This window comes from Aeribacillus sp. FSL M8-0235, from assembly GCF_038000355.1.
In the GTDB taxonomy this organism is placed as follows: Bacteria; Bacillota; Bacilli; order Bacillales; family Aeribacillaceae; genus Aeribacillus; species Aeribacillus composti.
Map to the genome: position 1 here is coordinate 2,238,869 of NZ_JBBOBW010000001.1, position 20,768 is coordinate 2,259,636.

Genomic DNA, 20,768 nt, shown 5'->3' on the forward strand with positions numbered 1-20,768 from the left:
CAAATGGCGAAGCTTGATTTGTCTCACACACCCTTGAAAGCCTCTCTGGACTTTTTTAAAAGGTGATTGCTACGCTACAGAATCTTCTTCATTTGTGTCAAAAATATGTTCTTCTTTTTTTCCTGGGAGCACAAAGTTTAAAATGACGCCAATGATTGCAGCTAATGCCATTCCGTGTAATTCGAAGCTTTCACCGAACTTAATCATTGCTTCGCCAATTCCTATTACTAAAATGACGGAAGTGATAATTAAGTTTCTTTTTTCGTTCAGATCAACTTTATGCTCAATCATCATTCTTAATCCTGAAGATGCGATGATCCCGAAGAGAAGTATTGAAACGCCTCCCATTACTGGAGTTGGAATCGAACTGATCAAGGCTGATATTTTTCCAATAAAGCCAAACAAGATTGCGAATAGAGCTGCACCGGCAATGACATAAACGCTGTAAATTCTTGTAATCGCCAATACGCCGATATTTTCGCCATATGTCGTGTTCGGCGGTCCACCGATAAGAGATGCAATCATGGTTGCCGCTCCGTCGCCGAGAATGGAACGGGCAAGTCCAGGGTCTTTGATTAAATCTTTTCCGATTACTTGGCTTAGCAGCATTTGGTGACCGATATGCTCGGATAATGTCACCACTGCGACTGGAACCATCAGCAGAATGATTTCAGATGTAATGTGAGGTGTATAATCAACAAATGGAATGATAAAGTTCGGGAGCTGAAACCATTTGGCTTCCGCCACTTTTTGAAAGTCGACAATGCCGATTATAAGCGAGTATACATATCCGCCGAAAATTCCGATTAATACAGGGATTAGGTTAAAAAATCCTTTAAAAAATGCCATTGTTATAATGGTGATCAGAAGCGTAACAAGACCTGCTGAAAAGTGAAGCAAGCTGTAATGTCCTTTAGGATCGTTCATGGCCATACTCACAGCTGTTGATGCAAGGCCAAGTCCGATTACCATAATTACTGGACCGACGACAACAGTTGGAAGTAATTTCATAATCCATTTATATCCTGTCTGTTTGATGATAAGTGCGACAACTCCGTAAACTAAACCTGCCAAAAAGCTGCCGATCATCGCCGCTCCTACACCGCCGGCAGCTTTAGCCGCAATTAACGGTGTGATGAAGGCAAAGGAGGAGCCGACATATGCCGGCACTTTTCCTTTTGTGATCAAAATAAATGCGAGTGTGCCGAGACCGCTGGAAATCAAGGCAACAGAAGGATCAATTTTGACTAAAAACGGTACGAGAATCGTTGCTCCAAACATGGCAAATAAATGTTGGAAGCTTAAGGCGAGCCATGTGATAAAATCAGGTTTATCATGAACATCTAGTATAATATTTCTTTTCATGTTTTTTCCTCCTTATGGAATTTGCAATCGAGTAGGAGGGAGCGATTAACTCCCGTCCTCTCACACCACCGTACGTACGGTTCCGTATACGGCGGTTCAATTAAGATGATTGACGCAAGTCTTTATAACTTCCGTGAATAGCTGTTCTCTTTATGCCAGTGGTCACTCCACCCTCCAAGAGGTCTCCCACGGGATTCACCGCTTCCTTCCTCAAGTGAGGTACTACGTTTTCTGTGTTCATCATGACTCACTGAATGCCAAGGGCTATTCTCTCTTAATTGTTCGGTCCTTCTTAGTTGTTCTAGACCAACTAATACTATGACCTCTGCTGACTTCTGACGGTTCAGCTACTTATCACTAAGTAGGTTATGAAGCGTACTTCACATATCCACCAGACCTCCCCGGGTAAGTACATGCACTTTCACACCATCTATCCGCCTCATTTACTCGATATGACCTTCGACAGAAAGAGCTTTGTTTTGTTTTGCAAACTCACTCAATCATACCTAGCCTTATATGAGGTTCGTGTTCCTCGGACCGGTGTTTTGCCTCCAGCTTCCTTCAGATTCCGCGTCACCACGGACACCCTTGCTCTTGGCTAACCTCTACTTCTGTCTTCGGGGTTCGGGACTTACACCCTATAGTTCATGTACATGCCGGGCGCACCAAAAAAACCTCTTTGGCCGATGAGGCACAAAGAGGTTTTGCCAAAGTGCATACAAATAGCGTATACACCTTTCGGACCCCTTTGCAGCCTCACGGGACTGCTATTAAAAGGGACATCTATTCATTTTCATAAATGGATACTTTTTCTTTTTCATCTACTTCCAAAAGCTGTACAACAATTTTTTCTGATTTTGAAGTAGGTATGTTTTTCCCGACATAATCCGCTCGGATCGGCAGTTCGCGATGGCCGCGGTCAACAAGTACAGCTAGCTGGATTTGCGCTGGCCTGCCGTAGTCAACAATGGCATCCATCGCTGCCCGTACCGTTCTTCCCGTGTAAAGGACATCGTCTACTAAAATGACTTTTCGATTGTTAATATCGATCGGGATATCTGAACCTTTAACGAGCGGTTCACCGCTTTCTGTTTTTTGTGTTAAATCATCCCGGTAAAAAGTAATGTCAAGGTTGCCGACAGGTATCTCTTTTCCTTCAATGTCCTCTATTCTTTTTGCAAGACGTTTGGCTAGATAAATTCCCCTTGTCTTGATTCCGACCAAAACACAATTATCTATACCTTTATTGTGTTCGATAATTTCGTGGGCTATTCTAGTTAGCGCCCTTCTGATCGCCTGCTCATCTAAAACAACCGCTTTTTCCGGCATGCTCATCACCTCAAATTTCGGTTAAAAAAACCTCTCATCCTGAGGATGAGAGGTTTTGTGCATAGCTCACCTATTGCCATACGATTCCTTCTCAGCCTCACGGGACTGCAGTTAAAGGATGCTGTATTGTCTAAACGTATTATGACAGAGCAGCTCGTAAATGTCAACGATCATTTCTTAACATTTGCAAAATCTTTTCGAATTCTTCCGGGAGCGATGCTTCAAACTTCAAAAACTCTTTTGTTCTTGGATGCTCAAAACCAAGTACGCCTGCATGAAGAGCCTGTCCATGAATCGGAAGTGTTTTTTTCGGTCCATATTTTGGATCGCCGGCTAGCGGAAAACCGATATATTTCATATGCACGCGGATTTGATGCGTTCTTCCGGTTTCCAGTCGACATTCAATATATGTATAATCCGAAAATCGTTCCAGCACATGAAAATGGGTGACAGCTTCTTTACTGTTTGTTTTTGTTACCGTCATTTTTTGCCGATCCTTTGGATCCCTGCCGATCGGAGCATCAATTGTGGCATGATCGTGCGGAATTACCCCGTGTACAATCGCCTTATATCTCCTTTCAACCCTCTTTTCCATTAATTGATTTGCTAATGATTCATGAGCGTAATCATTTTTGGCAACCATTAATAAACCTGAAGTATCTTTATCAATCCGGTGAACAATTCCCGGACGAAGGACTCCGTTAATTCCGGACAAATCTTTACAATGATATAAAAGACCGTTCACAAGTGTTCCTGAAGTGTGTCCCGGCGCTGGATGGACGACCATCCCACGCGGTTTATTGACAACGATGACATCTTCATCCTCATAGTATATATCAAGCTCCATCGGCTCAGGCTTGACATCCAGCTCTTCCGGTTCTGGAACAGATACAGTGATGACATCACCAATTTGGCACTTGTAATTGGCCTTCACCGATTTTTCATTTACTGAAACAACCCCGTCCTTGATCCAATTTTGGACCAACGTTCTTGACCAATTCTCATCTTTATTGGCCAAAAATTTATCTATTCGTTCATGTTCCTCTTTTTCCGTCACAACAAAAGTAAATTGCTCCATTTTCTACTCCTTTTGCTTCTTTTCTTCAAAAAACAGAAAATATATGAAAAGTAAAATAACACCGATTGTTAAAGATGAATCGGCAATATTAAAAATTGGAAAATTATAACCGAAAATATATGTATGGATAAAGTCCACCACCTCTTTGCGGAAAAGGCGGTCAATAAAATTCCCAATCGCTCCGCCGAGCATTAAGCTGAGAGCAACCCCCAGCATTGCATTTTGTTTCGCATATTTTTGCATATAATAAATAATCGCTACGACAACAATAATGGTAATCACATAAAAGAACACCATCTGGTTTTGCAATATTCCCCAAGCCGCTCCTTTATTGCGGTGAGACGTTATGTATAAAAATCCGTTGATAATTTCAATGCTTTCGCCAATTTCCATATTTTTTACGATCAGCCATTTTGTCCATTGGTCGAGAGCGATGACAAATAATGCAATCAAATATTTAAGCACACTGCGTTCCTCCACTCACTGGCAAGTTTCCATCAAATTTTAGCACATTTTTTGACAAACAGTAAAGAAGGGGAACAAGCAAAAAAGTGAAGCTTGTTCACTTCACTTCTTAATGATATTCTAGTGTTTTTTTTAAATATGATTTCATATTGAGAAAATCATGAATCGTTCTGGCTGTCGGAATTTGTGCCAATTGTTCGAGCGGCAATTTTTGCAATGTTTCTTCACATATGCCATAAAGTCCATATTCCATTTTTTCCAATGCAAGCTCAACATCGTTGAGCTCATTTTTTACATCCCGGATAAAAATCGGGTCATCCAATTGACTTTTGGCGAGCCGCGCATTAAGTTCGTCCTTCATTAACGTTAATTCGTCTTTGATTTGATCGAGCGGATTCATTATTAAAACCCCCTCGTCTGTTTTGTATTTATATTGTAACCGCCGCACTGCCTCCTATCACATTCAAGTTTTTCCACACACGTAAATAGCGGCTTGGAAATGATTCACACTTTAAAAGCTAAAAAGCTGAATTCTTCTTTCAATTTTGAGCAAAGTATTCATTTTTGAAAAAGCATCCGAGAAAACTTTTCCAATTGACTATGACGGATTTCAATGAAAGATCGTTCTTTTTATGACACTTCTTTATGAGGAAGCATTGCTAAATGAAAAAACTCCCTGTTTGCACAGGGAGCTGATAAAACTAAGCTAAATGGCTGTAGTGATCTTTCACAATGCTTGCACATCTTTTGCACAGTGTCGGATGGTCTTGATCAGTGCCTATATCTGTTGAAACAACCCAACATCTTTCACAAGTTTCACCATCCGCTTGCTTCACAATTATTTTGATGCTATCAAATGTTTGCGCTTCTTCTGGAGCATCTTTGTAATCACCGGCAATTTCTAACTGGGAAACAATAAACAGCTGTTTTAAGTCTTCTTGTATTGAATTGAACAATTCTTTTATTTCTTCGTTCGGATAAAGGATGAGAGCAGCATTTAACGATTTGCCGATCACTTTTTCATTTCGGGCAATTTCCAGGGCCTTTAATACATCATCTCGAACTGACATAAACTGATCCCATTTCGCTTCAATCTCTTTGCTGCCTTCAATCTCTACAGCTTCCGGCATATCGACAAGCTGTACGCTCTTTTCTTCGACTGATTCAATATGTCCCCATACTTCTTCTGTTGTATGCGGCAAAATCGGTGTCATCAGCTTTACAAGAGCAAGAAGCGCTTCATATAAAACCGTTTGGATAGAGCGTCGATTATGGCTGTCAGCAGCCTCAATATACAGAATGTCTTTTGCAAAATCAAGATAAAATGAGCTTAGCTCAATCGTACAGAAATTGTGAACGTCATGATAGATGGATGCAAAATCATATTCTTCATATGCTTTTCGCACTTTGGCAATTAGTTTATTCAGTTTAATGAGAATATAGCGATCCACTTCTCTTAATTTTTCTACAGAAACACGATGCTGATTTGGATCAAAATCAAACAAATTTCCTAACAAGAAACGGTACGTGTTGCGAATTTTCCGATATACTTCAGATACTTGTTTTAAGATTGCATCAGAGACGCGAACATCCGATTGATAATCAACTGATGCTACCCATAGACGAAGAATATCTGCTCCAAACTGTTCCGTCACTTTGGCAGGAACAACAACATTTCCTAACGATTTGCTCATTTTCCGTCCTTCGCCGTCCAGCGCAAATCCATGGCTTAAAACGCCTTTATATGGAGCTTTTCCGGTGACAGCAACTGCTGTAGACAGCGATGAATTAAACCAGCCGCGATATTGGTCAGAGCCTTCTAAATAAAGATCAGCAGGACGCTGCAAATCTTCCCGTTCAACTAAAACTGCTTGATGAGAAGAGCCTGAATCGAACCAAACGTCCATAATGTCTGTTTCTTTTGTAAAAATGCCGTTCGGGCTTGAAGGGTGTGTAAATCCTTCTGGAAGCAGGTCTTTTGCTTCGCGTTCAAACCAAACGTTCGAGCCGTGCTCGCGGAACAGTTTTGCCACATGTTCAATCGTTTCATCTGTTATGATCGGCTCCCCATTTTCACCATAAAACACTGGAATTGGCACGCCCCATGCCCGCTGACGGGAAATACACCAATCGCTTCGATCGCGGATCATGTTATGAATGCGAATTTCTCCCCAATTAGGGATCCATTTCGTTTCTTTAATTGCTTGCAGCAATTCGTCTCGAAAATCTTTAATGGACGCAAACCATTGCGCTGTTGCTCTGAAAATCGTTGGTTTCTTTGTCCTCCAGTCATGCGGATAGGAGTGAGTAATAAATGAAAGCTTTAGCAATGCCCCTACTTCTTCTAATTTTTCCGTTATTTTTTTATTTGCGTCATCATAAAACAATCCTTCGAACCCTGGAGCTTCTTCTGTCATGTACCCTCTTTCGTCGACAGGACATAATACGCCTAGGTTATATTTTTGTCCGACGACAAAATCGTCTTCCCCATGGCCTGGCGCTGTATGGACGCATCCTGTACCAGCGTCGGTCGTTACATGTTCGCCAAGGATCACTAATGAATCGCGGTCATAGAACGGGTGTTTCGCAACCACATATTCCAGCTCTTTGCCTTTAAACGATTTCACTACTTCATATTCTGTCCAGTCCAGCTCTTTTGCCACTTCTTCGAGCAGGGCAGATGCGATCACAAACTTGTCAGCTCCAACCTTCACTACAGAATATTCCAAATCAGGATGAACAGCAATTCCTAAGTTTGCAGGGATAGTCCACGGAGTAGTCGTCCAAATGACGATTTTTTCTCCATCTGTTAATATATTTTTTCCGTCCTTTATTTCAAATGCAACATAAATAGAAGGCGAGCGTTTGTCATAATATTCAATTTCCGCCTCTGCCAAGGCAGATTCGCTCGATGGAGACCAATAAACCGGCTTCAAGCCTTTATAAATATATCCCTTTTTTGCCATTTCTCCAAAGACGCGAATTTGCTGGGCTTCATATTCTGGTTTCAAGGTGACATATGGATTTTTCCAGTCGCCTCGAATTCCAAGGCGTTTAAATTGCACGCGCTGGCGCTCAATTTGCTCCCATGCATATTGCTCGCAATGTTTTCGAAACTGCGCGACATCCATCTCTTTTCGATTGATTTTTTGTTTCTTCAAAAGTGCTGTTTCAATTGGCAGACCGTGCGTATCCCATCCTGGAACATACGGTGCGCAATATCCGCTCATGGATTTATAACGGACAATAATGTCTTTTAAAATTTTGTTTAAGGCATGCCCCATATGAATATCCCCGTTTGCGAACGGCGGACCATCATGTAATATGAAAAGAGGCCGTCCTTTCGTGCGCTCCTGCACTTTTTCATAAATATCCATCTCTTCCCATTTTTTCTGGATCTCAGGTTCTTTTTTCGGAAGGTTTCCTCTCATTGGAAAGTCTGTTTTCGGCATTCGTAACGTCTCTTTATAATCCATTCCCATTCCTCCACATAATATTTGTTCACTAAAATAAAAAAACTCCTCATCCCTAAGGGACGAGGAGGAATCTCGCGGTACCACCCTTTTAGATGCGCACAAATCATGCACATCCACTCATAAACATAACGGACTTGGCCGCCACAGCCTACTAGCATGTTTCAGCTATGGACTCAAGGGTGATGTTCATCCTTTCGCCTTTACCCGGGCTTCCACCGTCCCCGGTTCGCTGTCATAAAGGGGTTGAAAGGACTACTGTCCCTCTCATTGTTTTGTCATATTCCGTTTTATTTTCGTATTATATGAAATCACGAACAAAAAAGTCAAGTTATACTTTCGGTTCTTCCGCTTCTTCTCCTAAGATTGGCTCGACATTGTATTCCATTAAGTGATCCCAATCATCATTTTTTAGCAGATCAAGCTGTGCTTCGATGAGCATTTGAAAACGGGTGCGGAATACTTTTGACTGCTTTTTCATCTCTTCGATTTCCATTGCAATTTTATGCGATTTAGCAAGTGCTTCATTGATGATTCTGTCAGCATTTTTTTCCGCTTCTTTAATGATCAGCTTCGCTTCCTTTTGAGCGTTTCTTTTCACATCTTCCGCAGCTTCCTGCGCAACTAAAATCGATTTATTTAACGTTTCTTCTATATTTGTAAAGTGATTCAGCTTCTCGGTTAATTCCTTCACCTTTAATTCCAATTCTTTCTTTTCGCGGATGACCATTTCATAATCTTTAATCACTTGATCTAAAAACTCATTTACTTCATCTTCATCATAGCCGCGAAAGCCTTTTGTAAATTCCTTGTTATGAATATCCAGCGGGGTTAAAGGCACAAATTCCACCTCCATATGTATGTTTTTCGCAAAACACTAATCCAATTATAAACGATTTTTCGACAGAATGGGCAAAAATCTTTCCATTTGTAATATTATTTTTGTATTCCGATCTTAATGCGCCACTTATCTTTTCTTGTTTTCCCTTCAATTGCCAAAACTTTGCTTCTTCCGAATCCTCGGACAGATAACACATCATCTTCCGCAATTTCAAAATGAGCATCCTCAACAATTTTCCAATTGACTTTGACAAGACTATTTTCAATAAGCGATTTTATTTTTTGCCGAGATTGGTGATAAACATTTGCTAGAACAGCATCGAGCCGAAGCGAAGAAACGGTGATCAAAGAAATATCCATTTCTTCTTCATGAGAAAACACATCTTCGAATGGGATCTGTTTCAAACGAACGGAAATCTTTCCAATTTTATTCCAGTTCAGCTGCAGGAAATTGGCAATTTCTTGCGCAACCATGACTTGCACCGTTTCATCATGAATGATAATGTCGCCGAACTTGCTCCGTTTTAAGCCGAGCGACATAAGCGATCCAAGCACTTCGCGATGTGATAATGTCACGAATTTTTTCGGGAACATGATTTCAAATGCGAACATTGAAAAATCATCTAATGTCGGTTGAATATAGTCAGGGTAAAAAAAAGCCCGCTTTCTTTCAGCATTTTTATAGCCTCCGAAAAATTGCACGTGAACATCCGGATTTTCACCGATCAATGTCTTAATGATTTTCTGTTCCCGCGGATCTAAAAAATCGGTCAATTTTGGCCGATATTGCTCAGTCACAATTTGTTTCCATCCAAAGACTTTGTCAATGAACTCCCTTTCTTCTTTGCGAAAATGCTGATAAACACTCTCCATAAGAGACAACTCCAATTATGATATGAAAAGAGCCGATTGGCATACAAAACAATTCGAATGTCAATCGGCGAATGAATTTTATGAAATCATACTAAAAAGAGCATACAGCCCATAATCTGCAAAATGCAGGGCAATCAATGCAACAATAGGAGATACATCAATCATCCCTAATGGAGGAATGATTCTTCTAAACGGTTCTAAATAAGGCTCACATATAGCCGCTAAAAATTGTCCAATGGACGTTTCCCTTGCATTCGGAAACCAAGACATCAAAATATAAATGATAATCGCATAGGAATAAATATCGAGCAAAAAACTTAATATGTTATATATTGTCCCCATCAATCATTTCTACCACCTTTTATTTTCATCATCTGCCATGAAATCGGAAATGGAGCCGGCGACATCTACGTTATCTGGGGTACATAAAAATATGTTTGTTCCAACACGCTGGATGTCTCCGCCAATCGCATAAACAGTGCCGCTTAAAAAATCAACAATTCTTTTTGCCTGATCATGCCCGATCCGCTGCAAATTGACAATGCATGAACGGCGGTTTTTCAGATGATCAGCAATTTCTTGCGCCTCTGAATACGTTCTTGGCTCACATAATATTACTTTAGTGGATTTTTGGGCGCTTTGCAAACTTACAACATTTTGTTTTCCGAAAGCGGCATTTTTTTCAACGCTGCTGTTGTGATTGAACATAATCGGTTCATGTTGGTGTTTCTCTTCCGGAGCTTCCATATCTTCAATCTCATAATCTTCATCATCGAGGGCAAAAAAGCTTTTAAATTTATTCTTTAAGCTCATCTGATTTACCTCCAGTTTCGTTTTATGTACCTACTAGCGAGGAGCCGATGCGAAGATAAGTAGCCCCTTCTTCAACCGCGATTTTGTAGTCGTTGGACATCCCCATTGATAGCTCTGTACATGGTGCATTCGGTATATTTAGTGCTTTCACTTGTTCCTGCAGTTGCTTTAAACTTCGGAAGCATCTTCTGATTTCATCTTCATCTTCTGTAAATGGAGCCATTGTCATTAATCCGACAACTTCGATATGGCGATACTCCTTCAACTGTTGAATAAAATCAATGCATTGTTCAGGAGCCACACCATGCTTTGACTGTTCGCCAGATGTATTTACTTGCACAAAGCATTTGATCGTTCGATCTGCTCTTTTTTCAATTTCGTTTGCTAGCGATATTCTATCCAACGAATGAATATAATCCACCTTGTCTATAATATTTTTCACTTTTCGAGTTTGAAGTGTGCCGATGAAATGCCAGACAGCTTTTGACCCAATGCTGTTATATTTCGATAAAAAACCGTCATCCCTGTTTTCGCCTAAGTGTAAAATGCCTGAATTTATCGCCTCTATAGCCCGTTCTACCGTTACATATTTCGTCACTGCAATAATTTGGATATCATCTATTTTTCGATTTGATTTTTTGCATGCTTGTTCGATTTCCTGTTGGATTCGTGCTAAATTTTCTTTCACTGACAAGGCTTAGTATCCCTCCTTCAAACCGATAAATCCCATCATTCGTCCTGTTTTCCCTTGATCTCTTCGATGGGAAAAAAACAAATCTTGATCGCAGCTTGTACAATATGAGGTCAATAGGATTTGATGTTCCGGCACTCCTTTTTTCATTAACAATCTTTTGTTGATTTCTGCAAGATGAATAGAATAAAGGCCGTTCTCAAGCTGTTTATAAAATGTCGTCTCATTGTCAAAAAGAGGTTTGATCGCATCGATCACATCGTCATTGACGACATAACAGCATTCGCCGATTGAAGGACCTATGGCTGCAAATATATTTTGAGCTTGCACACCTTCGTGCAAAACCCAACTGTCGATCATTTCACCTGCTATATTTTTCGCAGTCCCTCTCCAGCCCGCATGTGCGATGCCAATCAGTGAGTCTTTTGGAGAAAAAAAGAAAATCGGAACACAATCAGCAAAAAAAAGGGAAAGTAATATATTTTTTTCCGATGTGTATAGGCCGTCCGTTTGAGTGATGCATTGACGATATGTAAAAACCCCTGATCCTTTATGTTTATTTACTACCTTGACAATTTGTTTGTCATGGACTTGATCGGCACATACCCAGTTCGGTAGATCAAAACGAATTTTGTCCCCAATGATTTTTCGATTTTTGATCACCGTTTCCTTTTCATCATTCACATGAAGACCTAAATTTAATGAAGCAAAACCATTCTTGGAAAATCCTCCTTTTCTCGTCGTAAAACCTGCTGTAATCTGAGAATGAAGCTTCGCCCAAGCAGGTATGGAGAAAAAAGATTCATCTGTTAATTGAAACGGTTCATGTTTCATTGTACCATTCCTCTTCGACAATTCTCTTATTTTTATTTTAACATATCTTTAAGCCAACATTTAACCAAAATTCGTGCGATTCTTATTCTGTTTCAACATTTTTCGAAACTCTTACTAAAATAACATCTTTTCCGATTTTTACGATGTTCCTCCAAGGAATGACAATTTCTTCCCCTTTTCCAAAAAAACCTAAAACCTTCCCTTGACTAGTGATCATGATCGCTTGAATTTTACCAGTTTTTAAGTCGATGTCAACGTCTTCAATGCTTCCTAATTTTTTTCCGTCATGGACATTCACAACATCTTTTATTTGCAAATCGGAAATATGGATCATGCCGGCTTCTCCCCTCAAGTATTTTTACAATCAGTATATGAGTTTTTTTTTGAATGATGATAAAGGGCCGCATTCAAAAGAATGTGGCCCAATGATTATTGAATATTTTTGGTCATTTGTTTAATGGCAGCTTTTTCAAGCCGAGAAACTTGAGCTTGGGAAATGCCGATTTCTTCTGCTACCTCCATTTGTGTTTTGCCTTGAAAAAACCTTTTTTTCAATATCAGCTTCTCCCGATCATTCAATCGTCTGATCCCCTCTTTTAGAACAATTTCTTCAATCCACTTGGAATCGCGGTTTCGCTCGTCGCTTAACTGATCCATGACAAAGATCGGATCACCGCCGTCGTTATAAATCGGTTCAAATAATGAAACTGGATCTTGAATGGCGTCTAAAGCAAAAACGATTTCTTCATGCGGCACATTCAGCTCTTTAGCAATTTCTTCTGCCTTCGGCTCACGTGACGTTTCGCTCATGAGTTTTTCACGCACCTGCAAAGCTTTATAGGCAATATCACGCAATGATCTTGAAACACGTATCGGATTGTTGTCTCGCAAATATCGACGAATTTCACCGATGATCATCGGTACAGCATAAGTAGAAAATTTTACGTTTTGGCTCAGATCAAAATTATCTATAGATTTCATCAACCCAATACATCCTACTTGAAAAAGATCATCGACAAACTCGCCTCTGTTATTAAATCTTTGGATGACGCTTAAAACGAGTCGCAAATTTCCGTTGACAAGCTTTTCTCTGGCTGATAAATCACCGCTTTGCATTTGTTTAAATAATTCTCGCATTTCTTCATTTTTTAAAACAGGAAGCTTCGAAGTATCAACACCGCAAATTTCAACTTTATTTCTTGTCATTTCGTTTCCCCCTTACAGGAGTTCTTGCTGTCTTAAGTTAAGTATCTCCCTGAAGGGGAAAAATATGCACAAGCTTTTCAGAGTGGACACGCTGTTGATTTTTCGCTATACATGCGACTAGCAAGCAAAAATTACACCATTTTATTAAATTCTTTTCGAAGACGCTTAAGAATTCTTTTTTCCAATCTTGATATGTAAGATTGAGAAATCCCGAGCATGTCAGCCACATCTTTTTGCGTTTTTTCTTCTCCGCCATGCAATCCAAACCTAAGCTCCATTATTTGTTTTTCTCGTTCATTTAATTGCTGCAGCGCCCGCATTAATAGCTTTCGGTCAACATTAGCCTCCAAATCCTTTGTAATAATATCGTCTTCTGTTCCGAGAACATCCGAAAGAAGCAGTTCGTTTCCATCCCAATCAATGTTCAACGGTTCATCAAAAGAAACTTCAGATCTTGTTTTATTATTTCTGCGCAAATACATTAATATTTCATTTTCTATACATCTAGATGCATATGTCGCAAGCTTGATCTTTTTTTCGGGATTAAAGGTGTTGACTGCTTTAATTAGCCCGATCGTCCCAATGCTGATCAAATCTTCAATATTGATGCCGGTGTTTTCAAATTTTCGGGCAATATACACGACAAGGCGCAAATTTCGTTCTATCAAAATCGAACGGGCAGCCTTATCGCCGCTCGGAAGTTTTTTTAATAGCATTTCTTCCTCTTCCTTCGAAAGCGGAGGCGGCAGCGCTTCGCTTCCGCCGATATAATAAATTTCATCTGTTTTGATCCCTAATTTTGTTAAAAACTTGTACCATATATACGTGAGATAAAGCTTAATTTTTTTCATGTTGTTCCCCCTTCTAAACAAATTGGTTTATGAGTATGCTATGAATAAAGGCTAAGAAGCATCTTTTTGTTTACCCGTCTGGATCATTTTTGGATGAATAATGCATTGATAATCGTCTTCGCTTGAAAGCCGCGAATGATTTAGTCCAATAAGCGGGCGGGACAGCATTAATGATTCTTCTTTTGTATGAATCACCACTTCGTCTGCTATTACAGCTAATAATAACTGAAGATCCTGGCCAACTGACCGGTACGGAATAATTTTCAGCCTGCCGATCCATTCTTTCTGTTCTATCGCTGTCACAGCCTCCATAGGATTTCGATTAGAAATGACTTGGTGCATACTTTCAGGAAACACGGTCATTAATTTTTCCGCTTCGGCAATCATGACTGGCTTCTTAGTGATGGGATCATACAATTGGTTGCCGCTGTCAATCAATCCTTTTACTATTACTTTTTTCTCCATCATCGTGATCGAAACATCGACAATTTGATCATAGTGGATTTTTTTTGCTTCAACCTGTTCAAGCCGCAAGCGGGAAAAATACCAAATAATCGGAAAGCCGACCACGATAAATAACCAGCTGACAGGATTTCCGAAGCCATTTCCATTTGTTAAAATCATGTTATTTTGAAATGAAAAGCCTACTTGAAAAAAATAATAAGTGCCAAGCATACCTCCCCCAACTGCAAAAGTGACAAAATAGAAAGTCAATAAATTTTCTATAAAGTAGCGAAACTTCTTAAAGCCAAAAGCATAAAGAACCATCACACATGAGAGGATTAGTTTTGATTCCGGACGGCTCGCCAGCTGTGCGAAAGGCGAAAAAAGCAATATCACAATAGCGGAGCCGATGAGTGAAGCAATCATTATTTTTTTCCATACAATGTTTCTCTTTAAGATGATTGCTGTAAGAAAAAGGAGCATGATATCAAAGCAAAAATTCATCAGCCAAATAGCATCCAAATAAATGGTCAACCGCCTCTTCCTCTCCCACCATTCAATTTTCTAGGCTTCTGACTTGCTATTAATAGGTAGTATAAACGCTATTCATTCCAAATTGTGTCAAATAGTGGCGAGTACAGCATACAATTTTTGACGGATTCCTAATGTTTTCGTCGAATGGAAAAATGGTTAAAGAAAAAAACGGTACAAGCCTTTTAGAGGAAGAAAGCTAAATTGCTGAAGTTGTAAACACTTTCGTTAAGCGACGATGGGGAAATTACAGGAGATCTTTTCTTAAAAAAGCTGCGTAAATGTTTATACTTTTTCAGAACGAGGAAAAAGCCTGGCTAAAAAGCCAGGTCCTTTCGCGTATATATCTGCAATTTACATTCCACAAAAAATATTAGAACTTACCATATACATGGCATTAAATTTTCAGCAAGGATCCGCAATTTTTTAAATGGCATGTCGTATTTTTTCATAAAGTTTTGATTCATTCGTTTTGCTATTTTCGGGAACGCGTGCAAATCTGTTTATCTATTTTTACATAATGTTTTGATTCTTTCCGCCGTAATGCGATTTTTGAACAAATCATGCCTAATAGGAATCTCTGAATCCTGCAAATATTTATGTTCCAGTCCAATATTTAAACTTTTTCACGCATGCAAATATTAAAAACCTTCCATTTTGCCCGCTTGACGAGCTTTAAGAAAAAAGCATGGATGACGTCTATAGTCACCCATGCTTTTATTAGCGGCGCTTTCTGTTTCTTAAAAATGTCGGGATGTCAAGCGTATCTTCTGCCTGCTGCAATGCACGGCTCGTAATGTCGTGAGTCGGCTCTTCCTTTTTCACTTCACGCTTAGTTGCAACATTTGGCTTCTTATTAGGAGCAAATGGTCTCGCTTCTTGCTTGCTAGGATTTATTTCAGTTTCTCTAAATCCAGTTGCAATCACTGTTACAACAATTTCATCCTTCAAATCTTCATTAATAACAGATCCAAAGATCATGTTGACATCTTGGTCCGAGGCTGATGCAACAATATCGGCAGCTTCTTGAACCTCATATAGGCTTAAATTTGTTCCGCCGGTAATGTTCATCAATACTCCTTGCGCCCCGTCAATTGAAGTTTCAAGAAGCGGACTTGAGATTGCTTTTTTGGCAGCTTCAGCCGCTCTGTTCTCTCCCGTTGCTACTCCGATTCCCATCAATGCAGAACCTTTGTTCGACATAATCGTTTTCACGTCCGCAAAGTCTAGATTGATGAGTCCCGGCACAGCAATTAAATCAGAAATACCTTGCACTCCTTGACGAAGAACGTTATCCGCTTCACGGAAAGCTTCAAGCATCGGCGTATTTTTATCAACAATTTCAAGAAGTCTGTCATTCGGAATCACAATAAGAGTGTCAACGGCTTCTTTCATGGCTGCAATTCCACCAGCCGCCTGCATAGCGCGTTTTCTTCCTTCAAACGTGAACGGCCTCGTGACAACGCCGACCGTCAGTGCTCCTAAATCTTTGGCAATTTGCGCAATGACAGGTGCTGCACCAGTTCCGGTGCCTCCTCCCATTCCAGCCGTTACAAACACCATGTCTGCACCTTTTACAGCTTCTTCAATTTGTTCCTTGTTTTCTTCAGCAGCTTTTTTTCCGACCTCTGGATTTGCTCCTGCACCAAGGCCCCTTGTCAATTTTGCGCCAATTTGCATTTTTGTTTCTGCTTTTGAAAGGTTTAATGCTTGTGCATCAGTGTTGACAGCAATGAACTCTACACCTTGCACACCATGTTCAATCATCCGGTTGACGGCATTATTTCCGCCGCCTCCTACTCCTATAACTTTAATTGTTGCAAAGCCGTCAATATTCGTATCGAACTCCAACATGCAAAATCCTCCCTAATCCATCAATGCTCTATTGACGAAATTTATTCGAAAAAGTACCCAAAAAATTTCTTCACTCTGCTCATTTTTTCTTCATTTTGACGCTTCGTTTTTTGCTTTAAAGTCACTTCATTCGCTTCACTCGGAACAGTTTGCTTAATCTGTTCCACCTCCACCTTCGATCCAATCCGTCTCCCTTGAATTTTTGCATTTTTGTAGGCAAACTGGATGAGACCGACACCTGTCATGTATTGAGGATTTCTAACACCTATGTAGTCGGGGCTAGCAATCCGAACATTGTGGGCGAGTACAGTTTGAGCAAGTTCAAGCACACCAGGAATGTTTGCACTTCCGCCAGTTAACACGAAACCTCCGGGCAATTCCCTGAAGCCCAGTTTTGCAATTTCTTGAGCTACAAGCAGAAAAATTTCCTCCATTCTAGCCTCAATAATATCAGCTATTTGAAGCTGATTGAATTTTTGCATTTTATCGCTGCCTATAATCGGAACATCAAACACCTCGTCTTCAGATGCATGATCATAAAAGGCATGTCCATGTTTAATTTTAATTTTTTCAGCATTTTCTGTGGAAGTTCTAAGACCAATTGATAAATCGTTGGTAATGTGTTCTCCCCCAACCGGTAGAACGGAAGTTGTTTTTAACTCTCCGTTTTCAAAAACTGCAATGGTAGTGGATCCCCCGCCAATATCGATAAGAGCTACGCCTAAATTTTTTTCGTCTTTGGATAAAGCAACTGAACCACATGCGAGAGGCTGAAGTGCAATATCCGTAATTTCAAGGCCTGCACGTTCAACGCAGCGCAGTAAATTATGTAGAATAGTTTTTGATCCGGTGATGAGCAGCCCTTCCATTTCCAGCCTTACTCCCAACATTCCCCTTGGATCATGTATCCCGTCAAGACCGTCTACAATAAACTGCTTTGGAATGCAATCTATAATTTCCCGATCTGGGGGAATGGATAAAACTTGTGCAGCTTCAATGACACGCCTTACATCTTCATTTTGAATTTCTCGGTTTTCACTTGAAACTGCCACTACTCCTTGACAATCTTGAAGTTTTACATGAGAGCCGCTCACACCGACAACAACTTTATGGAGGGGCATGCCGATCATTCTTTCCGCTTGTTCCACAGCCTTTTTAATAGAATGAACGGTTTCATCTATATCAACAATTGATCCTTTTTTTAAGCCTTTTGATTTCACATTACCAACACCAATAACGTTTAACGATTCATCCATCATTTCGCCAATGATTACTTTTACATTGGATGTACCGATGTCAAGACTGACAAATATTTCATTGCTGTTCAATGCTTTTGGCACCTCCTTATCCAATACTACTATTCTATTACGTCCAATAGAACAATACAATGAAACGAACGTTACATATTTGTTTCAATTTGTATATGTGTAAATTCAACACTTGATCTATTTTCCCTTTTAAAAGTTGGATTTTTTTTTGTGCGTATTTCTGCCGCTGTTCCATTTTGCGATTAAAATTCTGCGAATAACCGCTATATTTTGGAAAAGCCGAACTCCAAAAGCAAACATTGCTACTAAATACAAGTCTACACCAAGATGAACGCCGAGAAAAGCTAAACTTGCAGCTAAAAGTATATTAAAAAAGAATCCGGAAACAAACACAAGCTCATCATAAGAGTTTTGCAAGTATGCCCGGAATCCCCCGAACAGAGTATCAAGCGCAGCAAGTATGGCTATTGATAAATAGTTGGAATATTCATCTGGAATTTGAATGTTGCTGTACAGACCTAAGACGATACCTAAAAGAATTCCGATAACCGGGAGCCACATAACTAATTCCCTTCCTTTTCATCTTTAAGAGGCGCCATATTTTGAATGCGGATCGATTTTTCATAAGGCGGTATAATTAGCTGTTTCTGCGGTGCAGATACGGTCAATTTCAAATTATCAATCGCAAAATCGTCTTTCAATGCAGATCCATTTATTTTACTGTAAAGTTTTTCAGCGTCGTTTGATAAAATTTTGATTTCAATCGGGTAAGTGTTCAGACTGTTTCCGTCAATTTTCGTTATTCCGTTAATATCGCGGATAACGGTTGTGTTGACAACTCTGTATCCGTTTATTGAAATTTCTTTTGCTTCATAAGAGTTCACTTCATTGATCAGACGCTTTAAAAGCTCTGGCGAAATCGGCTGAATAGGTTTTCCGAGCAGGTTGCTGTCAAACAAAGGCTCAACTGTGAGAACGACACCCTCACCTTTTACTTCGGTTAAACCCGCTTTCGCCTTCAGCTCTTCTAAAGTATCTTTCAACGCTTTTTCAGGACTTTCGTTTTTTTCCATTTCCCTTTGCATTTGGTCATATTTGCGGATTTCTTCTAACAATTCCACTTGAAGCTTTTGTTCTCTTTTTAAATCTTCACGGAGCTCCCACATATCCCTCGTATCACGCTCGTCCGGTTCTTCTATGGATCGATATTGCACGCCAAGCATAAACCCAAAAATTGTTGTAATGATGGAAAATGTAAAGGCAAATTTCCATTTTGGTTTAATCAATCGTCCATCACCTTTCTTTTTTCTAGAGCTAGGTTAGCTAGGGTTTCCGCTAATCATCCAGTTCATTTGACAAATAGGGCCCCATTTTAATTTCTTTTTTCTTTTCCACCTTTACAACAATATTTTCATAGGCAAGCTGATCCAAAACGCCTCCTGCAATGTTTAGCGCCTGCGTCAATACCTCAGCATCTCCGATGGCAGAAATAACAAATGGAGCGGGAAATTGGTTTCCATCTACCGTTACGACGGGGCCGTTACAGATGATATAAGAATGATGGAATATTCTTTGTCCGTTGATCGCTACAGCGGTCGCACCTGAAATGAGCAATTCATTCACAACTTTAAAGATGTGGCTTTCATGAACAATATAATTGTTCACATTTTCCCCTTCTGGAACATAAGAAGAGTCTTCGAGCGTCACTTCAATCCCTTCGCCGACAACCCCTACCTCTCCTACAAACATCCTCAATTTTTCAACATCTTCAACTAAGTTATAATAAAGCTCTTTCTCTTTTTTCAATTGCTCTTCAATTTCTGTAACTTTTTTTTGTTTTTGAAAAAGCTCCTCCTGGAGCTTCCGGTTTGTTTCTTCTTGATTGATCAGCAGCTTTCTTGTTTCATATTCTTTTTCCCACTGTTCTGGTGATACATTCAAATCTTTTCTTTCTTTTGTCCATTGAAAAGAATATGAAATTAAGAAACCGACGACGAGCATAATAAAAAATAACATGACATGGCTGGCATTAGCTTTCCTCATCGGCTTTGTCCCCTTTATTCTTCTGTGATCCTTTCTTGCTGTAAGGCTCAAAATAAGAACCGACTTCTAAGTGGATAATCCCTTTTACTTTCGGGTTGAGTTCTTTTACAATCATTGGATATGAACGCATTTTTTCAGCAAAAGTTTTCATAGAAGCTCTCACTTCATAGCCGTTGTTCATAAATAATGTAATTATGTACGGATCCATTTTTTCCGGCGTATAGTGAACCTCAGAAATGGAATTGGAAATGGAATGCGGAAGGTTTGTCAATTGTTCAGTCATGAGATGAGCAAATTCAGCATCGTCAAAACCGAATAAGATCGGAGCATCAGGCACTTTTACGCTTTTTTGTCCATCTAAAGTTTCCCCGTTTTCCAAAACCGGGTAAAAGGATGATCCATTGGACACGTAGGCTACTCGTTTCATTTCTTCAATTTCAATCCGAATGGTGTGAGGGAAAATTTTGACTATGTTCGCACCTTTCACTTCTTTATGTTTTTTCAAGGCTTTGATCGTTTTTTCTTTATTAACACTCCAAAAATTCGTCTGTTGATCGATACCGGAAAGCGAAATGATTTCATCGCTGGGAACATTGACATTTCCGCTCACTTCTACGTTTTTCACTTTGCTTAACGGCGTTTCTAAATAAATAATTAATAAAATAAGCAAGGAGAAGGTGAGAATAAATAGTATAAATCTCCTATTTGCCTTTTGTTTGCGCTGCTGCTTGAGCTTCGGTATCCGATCCTCGATTGAAACGATTTTTTCTTTTTCCAAGTCTATGTTCACCCCATCCTAGATTCATTGAA

At 39.8% G+C, this 20,768-nt stretch carries 22 protein-coding genes and 1 other annotated feature; all 22 genes read right to left on the minus strand.

Features of this window, described 5'->3' with window-relative positions:
- Positions 1-69: 69 nt before the first annotated feature.
- Positions 70-1,365, minus strand: coding sequence for a solute carrier family 23 protein (locus NSQ71_RS10750; protein WP_339209969.1), 1,296 nt, complete (start codon positions 1,363-1,365; stop codon positions 70-72).
- 783 nt (positions 1,366-2,148) lie between these two features.
- Positions 2,149-2,694: a bifunctional pyr operon transcriptional regulator/uracil phosphoribosyltransferase PyrR gene (gene pyrR, locus NSQ71_RS10755; protein ID WP_063388474.1), complete on the minus strand. Its 546-nt coding sequence runs from the start codon at positions 2,692-2,694 to the stop codon at positions 2,149-2,151.
- Positions 2,695-2,857: 163 nt separating this feature from the next.
- Positions 2,858-3,772 carry an RluA family pseudouridine synthase gene (locus tag NSQ71_RS10760; RefSeq protein ID WP_327873773.1) on the minus strand — a complete coding sequence of 305 codons (915 nt, stop codon included), beginning with the start codon at positions 3,770-3,772 and terminating at the stop codon, positions 2,858-2,860.
- 3 nt (positions 3,773-3,775) lie between these two features.
- Positions 3,776-4,237, minus strand: coding sequence for a signal peptidase II (lspA, locus tag NSQ71_RS10765; RefSeq protein ID WP_094246084.1), 462 nt, complete (start codon positions 4,235-4,237; stop codon positions 3,776-3,778).
- 109 nt (positions 4,238-4,346) lie between these two features.
- The gene (locus NSQ71_RS10770) at positions 4,347-4,685 is read right to left on the minus strand and encodes a molecular chaperone DnaK (RefSeq protein ID WP_232515561.1); all 339 of its coding nucleotides are present in this window, start codon (positions 4,683-4,685) and stop codon (positions 4,347-4,349) included.
- Between the two features lie 253 nt (positions 4,686-4,938).
- Entirely contained in the window at positions 4,939-7,713 is a 2,775-nt protein-coding gene (ileS, locus tag NSQ71_RS10775) for an isoleucine--tRNA ligase (protein ID WP_144597715.1), read from the minus strand.
- A gap of 52 nt (positions 7,714-7,765) precedes the next feature.
- Positions 7,766-7,990: a binding site (T-box leader), on the minus strand.
- Between the two features lie 51 nt (positions 7,991-8,041).
- Entirely contained in the window at positions 8,042-8,551 is a 510-nt protein-coding gene (locus tag NSQ71_RS10780; protein WP_063388479.1) for a DivIVA domain-containing protein, read from the minus strand.
- Between the two features lie 95 nt (positions 8,552-8,646).
- Entirely contained in the window at positions 8,647-9,423 is a 777-nt protein-coding gene (locus NSQ71_RS10785) for a YlmH family RNA-binding protein (protein WP_063388480.1), read from the minus strand.
- A gap of 78 nt (positions 9,424-9,501) precedes the next feature.
- Positions 9,502-9,765: a YggT family protein gene (locus tag NSQ71_RS10790; protein WP_063388481.1), complete on the minus strand. Its 264-nt coding sequence runs from the start codon at positions 9,763-9,765 to the stop codon at positions 9,502-9,504.
- Between the two features lie 9 nt (positions 9,766-9,774).
- On the minus strand, positions 9,775-10,236 hold the full coding sequence (locus NSQ71_RS10795; protein ID WP_063388482.1) for a cell division protein SepF: 462 nt from the start codon (positions 10,234-10,236) through the stop codon (positions 9,775-9,777).
- Positions 10,237-10,258: 22 nt separating this feature from the next.
- Positions 10,259-10,930 carry a YggS family pyridoxal phosphate-dependent enzyme gene (locus NSQ71_RS10800; RefSeq protein WP_130156254.1) on the minus strand — a complete coding sequence of 224 codons (672 nt, stop codon included), beginning with the start codon at positions 10,928-10,930 and terminating at the stop codon, positions 10,259-10,261.
- 3 nt (positions 10,931-10,933) lie between these two features.
- Entirely contained in the window at positions 10,934-11,761 is an 828-nt protein-coding gene (pgeF, locus tag NSQ71_RS10805) for a peptidoglycan editing factor PgeF (protein ID WP_063388484.1), read from the minus strand.
- A gap of 82 nt (positions 11,762-11,843) precedes the next feature.
- Positions 11,844-12,095: a YlmC/YmxH family sporulation protein gene (locus tag NSQ71_RS10810; RefSeq protein ID WP_063388485.1), complete on the minus strand. Its 252-nt coding sequence runs from the start codon at positions 12,093-12,095 to the stop codon at positions 11,844-11,846.
- A gap of 95 nt (positions 12,096-12,190) precedes the next feature.
- Positions 12,191-12,967 carry an RNA polymerase sporulation sigma factor SigG gene (gene sigG / locus NSQ71_RS10815; protein ID WP_063388486.1) on the minus strand — a complete coding sequence of 259 codons (777 nt, stop codon included), beginning with the start codon at positions 12,965-12,967 and terminating at the stop codon, positions 12,191-12,193.
- Positions 12,968-13,098: 131 nt separating this feature from the next.
- Positions 13,099-13,818: an RNA polymerase sporulation sigma factor SigE gene (gene sigE / locus NSQ71_RS10820; RefSeq protein WP_340733940.1), complete on the minus strand. Its 720-nt coding sequence runs from the start codon at positions 13,816-13,818 to the stop codon at positions 13,099-13,101.
- Between the two features lie 51 nt (positions 13,819-13,869).
- Complete coding sequence (spoIIGA, locus tag NSQ71_RS10825; protein ID WP_327856266.1) at positions 13,870-14,796, minus strand: sigma-E processing peptidase SpoIIGA; 927 nt, start codon at positions 14,794-14,796, stop codon at positions 13,870-13,872.
- 717 nt (positions 14,797-15,513) lie between these two features.
- Positions 15,514-16,647, minus strand: coding sequence for a cell division protein FtsZ (gene ftsZ, locus NSQ71_RS10830; protein ID WP_063388489.1), 1,134 nt, complete (start codon positions 16,645-16,647; stop codon positions 15,514-15,516).
- A 41-nt stretch (positions 16,648-16,688) separates the two neighbouring features.
- Positions 16,689-17,975, minus strand: coding sequence for a cell division protein FtsA (gene ftsA / locus NSQ71_RS10835; protein ID WP_063388490.1), 1,287 nt, complete (start codon positions 17,973-17,975; stop codon positions 16,689-16,691).
- Positions 17,976-18,104: 129 nt separating this feature from the next.
- Positions 18,105-18,476 (minus strand): small basic family protein, encoded by a 372-nt coding sequence (locus NSQ71_RS10840; RefSeq protein ID WP_340733941.1) that lies wholly within the window; start codon positions 18,474-18,476, stop codon positions 18,105-18,107.
- A gap of 2 nt (positions 18,477-18,478) precedes the next feature.
- Positions 18,479-19,201, minus strand: coding sequence for a DUF881 domain-containing protein (locus NSQ71_RS10845; RefSeq protein ID WP_232515562.1), 723 nt, complete (start codon positions 19,199-19,201; stop codon positions 18,479-18,481).
- 49 nt (positions 19,202-19,250) lie between these two features.
- Entirely contained in the window at positions 19,251-19,958 is a 708-nt protein-coding gene (locus NSQ71_RS10850; protein ID WP_063388492.1) for a DUF881 domain-containing protein, read from the minus strand.
- Positions 19,945-20,736, minus strand: a complete 792-nt coding sequence (locus NSQ71_RS10855; protein WP_063388493.1) for a cell division protein FtsQ/DivIB — start codon at positions 20,734-20,736, stop codon at positions 19,945-19,947. The genes NSQ71_RS10850 and NSQ71_RS10855 overlap by 14 nt, the downstream gene beginning before the upstream one ends.
- Between the last annotated feature and the right edge of the window lie 32 nt (positions 20,737-20,768).

Bases quoted from the DNA above. Each gene is read 5' to 3' on its own strand.
- NSQ71_RS10850 (WP_063388492.1), bottom strand. From the start codon at position 19,958: ATGAGGAAAGCTAATGCCAGCCATGTCATGTTATTTTTTATTATGCTC.
- NSQ71_RS10810 (WP_063388485.1), bottom strand. From the start codon at position 12,095: ATGATCCATATTTCCGATTTGCAAATAAAAGATGTTGTGAATGTCCAT.
- NSQ71_RS10795 (WP_063388482.1), bottom strand. From the start codon at position 10,236: ATGAGCTTAAAGAATAAATTTAAAAGCTTTTTTGCCCTCGATGATGAA.
- NSQ71_RS10840 (WP_340733941.1), bottom strand. From the start codon at position 18,476: ATGTGGCTCCCGGTTATCGGAATTCTTTTAGGTATCGTCTTAGGTCTG.
- ftsZ (WP_063388489.1), bottom strand. From the start codon at position 16,647: ATGTTGGAGTTCGATACGAATATTGACGGCTTTGCAACAATTAAAGTT.
- NSQ71_RS10790 (WP_063388481.1), bottom strand. From the start codon at position 9,765: ATGGGGACAATATATAACATATTAAGTTTTTTGCTCGATATTTATTCC.
- NSQ71_RS10750 (WP_339209969.1), bottom strand. From the start codon at position 1,365: ATGAAAAGAAATATTATACTAGATGTTCATGATAAACCTGATTTTATC.
- ileS (WP_144597715.1), bottom strand. From the start codon at position 7,713: ATGGATTATAAAGAGACGTTACGAATGCCGAAAACAGACTTTCCAATG.
- sigG (WP_063388486.1), bottom strand. From the start codon at position 12,967: ATGACAAGAAATAAAGTTGAAATTTGCGGTGTTGATACTTCGAAGCTT.
- sigE (WP_340733940.1), bottom strand. From the start codon at position 13,818: ATGAAAAAAATTAAGCTTTATCTCACGTATATATGGTACAAGTTTTTA.
- pgeF (WP_063388484.1), bottom strand. From the start codon at position 11,761: ATGAAACATGAACCGTTTCAATTAACAGATGAATCTTTTTTCTCCATA.
- NSQ71_RS10785 (WP_063388480.1), bottom strand. From the start codon at position 9,423: ATGGAGAGTGTTTATCAGCATTTTCGCAAAGAAGAAAGGGAGTTCATT.
- NSQ71_RS10760 (WP_327873773.1), bottom strand. From the start codon at position 3,772: ATGGAGCAATTTACTTTTGTTGTGACGGAAAAAGAGGAACATGAACGA.
- pyrR (WP_063388474.1), bottom strand. From the start codon at position 2,694: ATGCCGGAAAAAGCGGTTGTTTTAGATGAGCAGGCGATCAGAAGGGCG.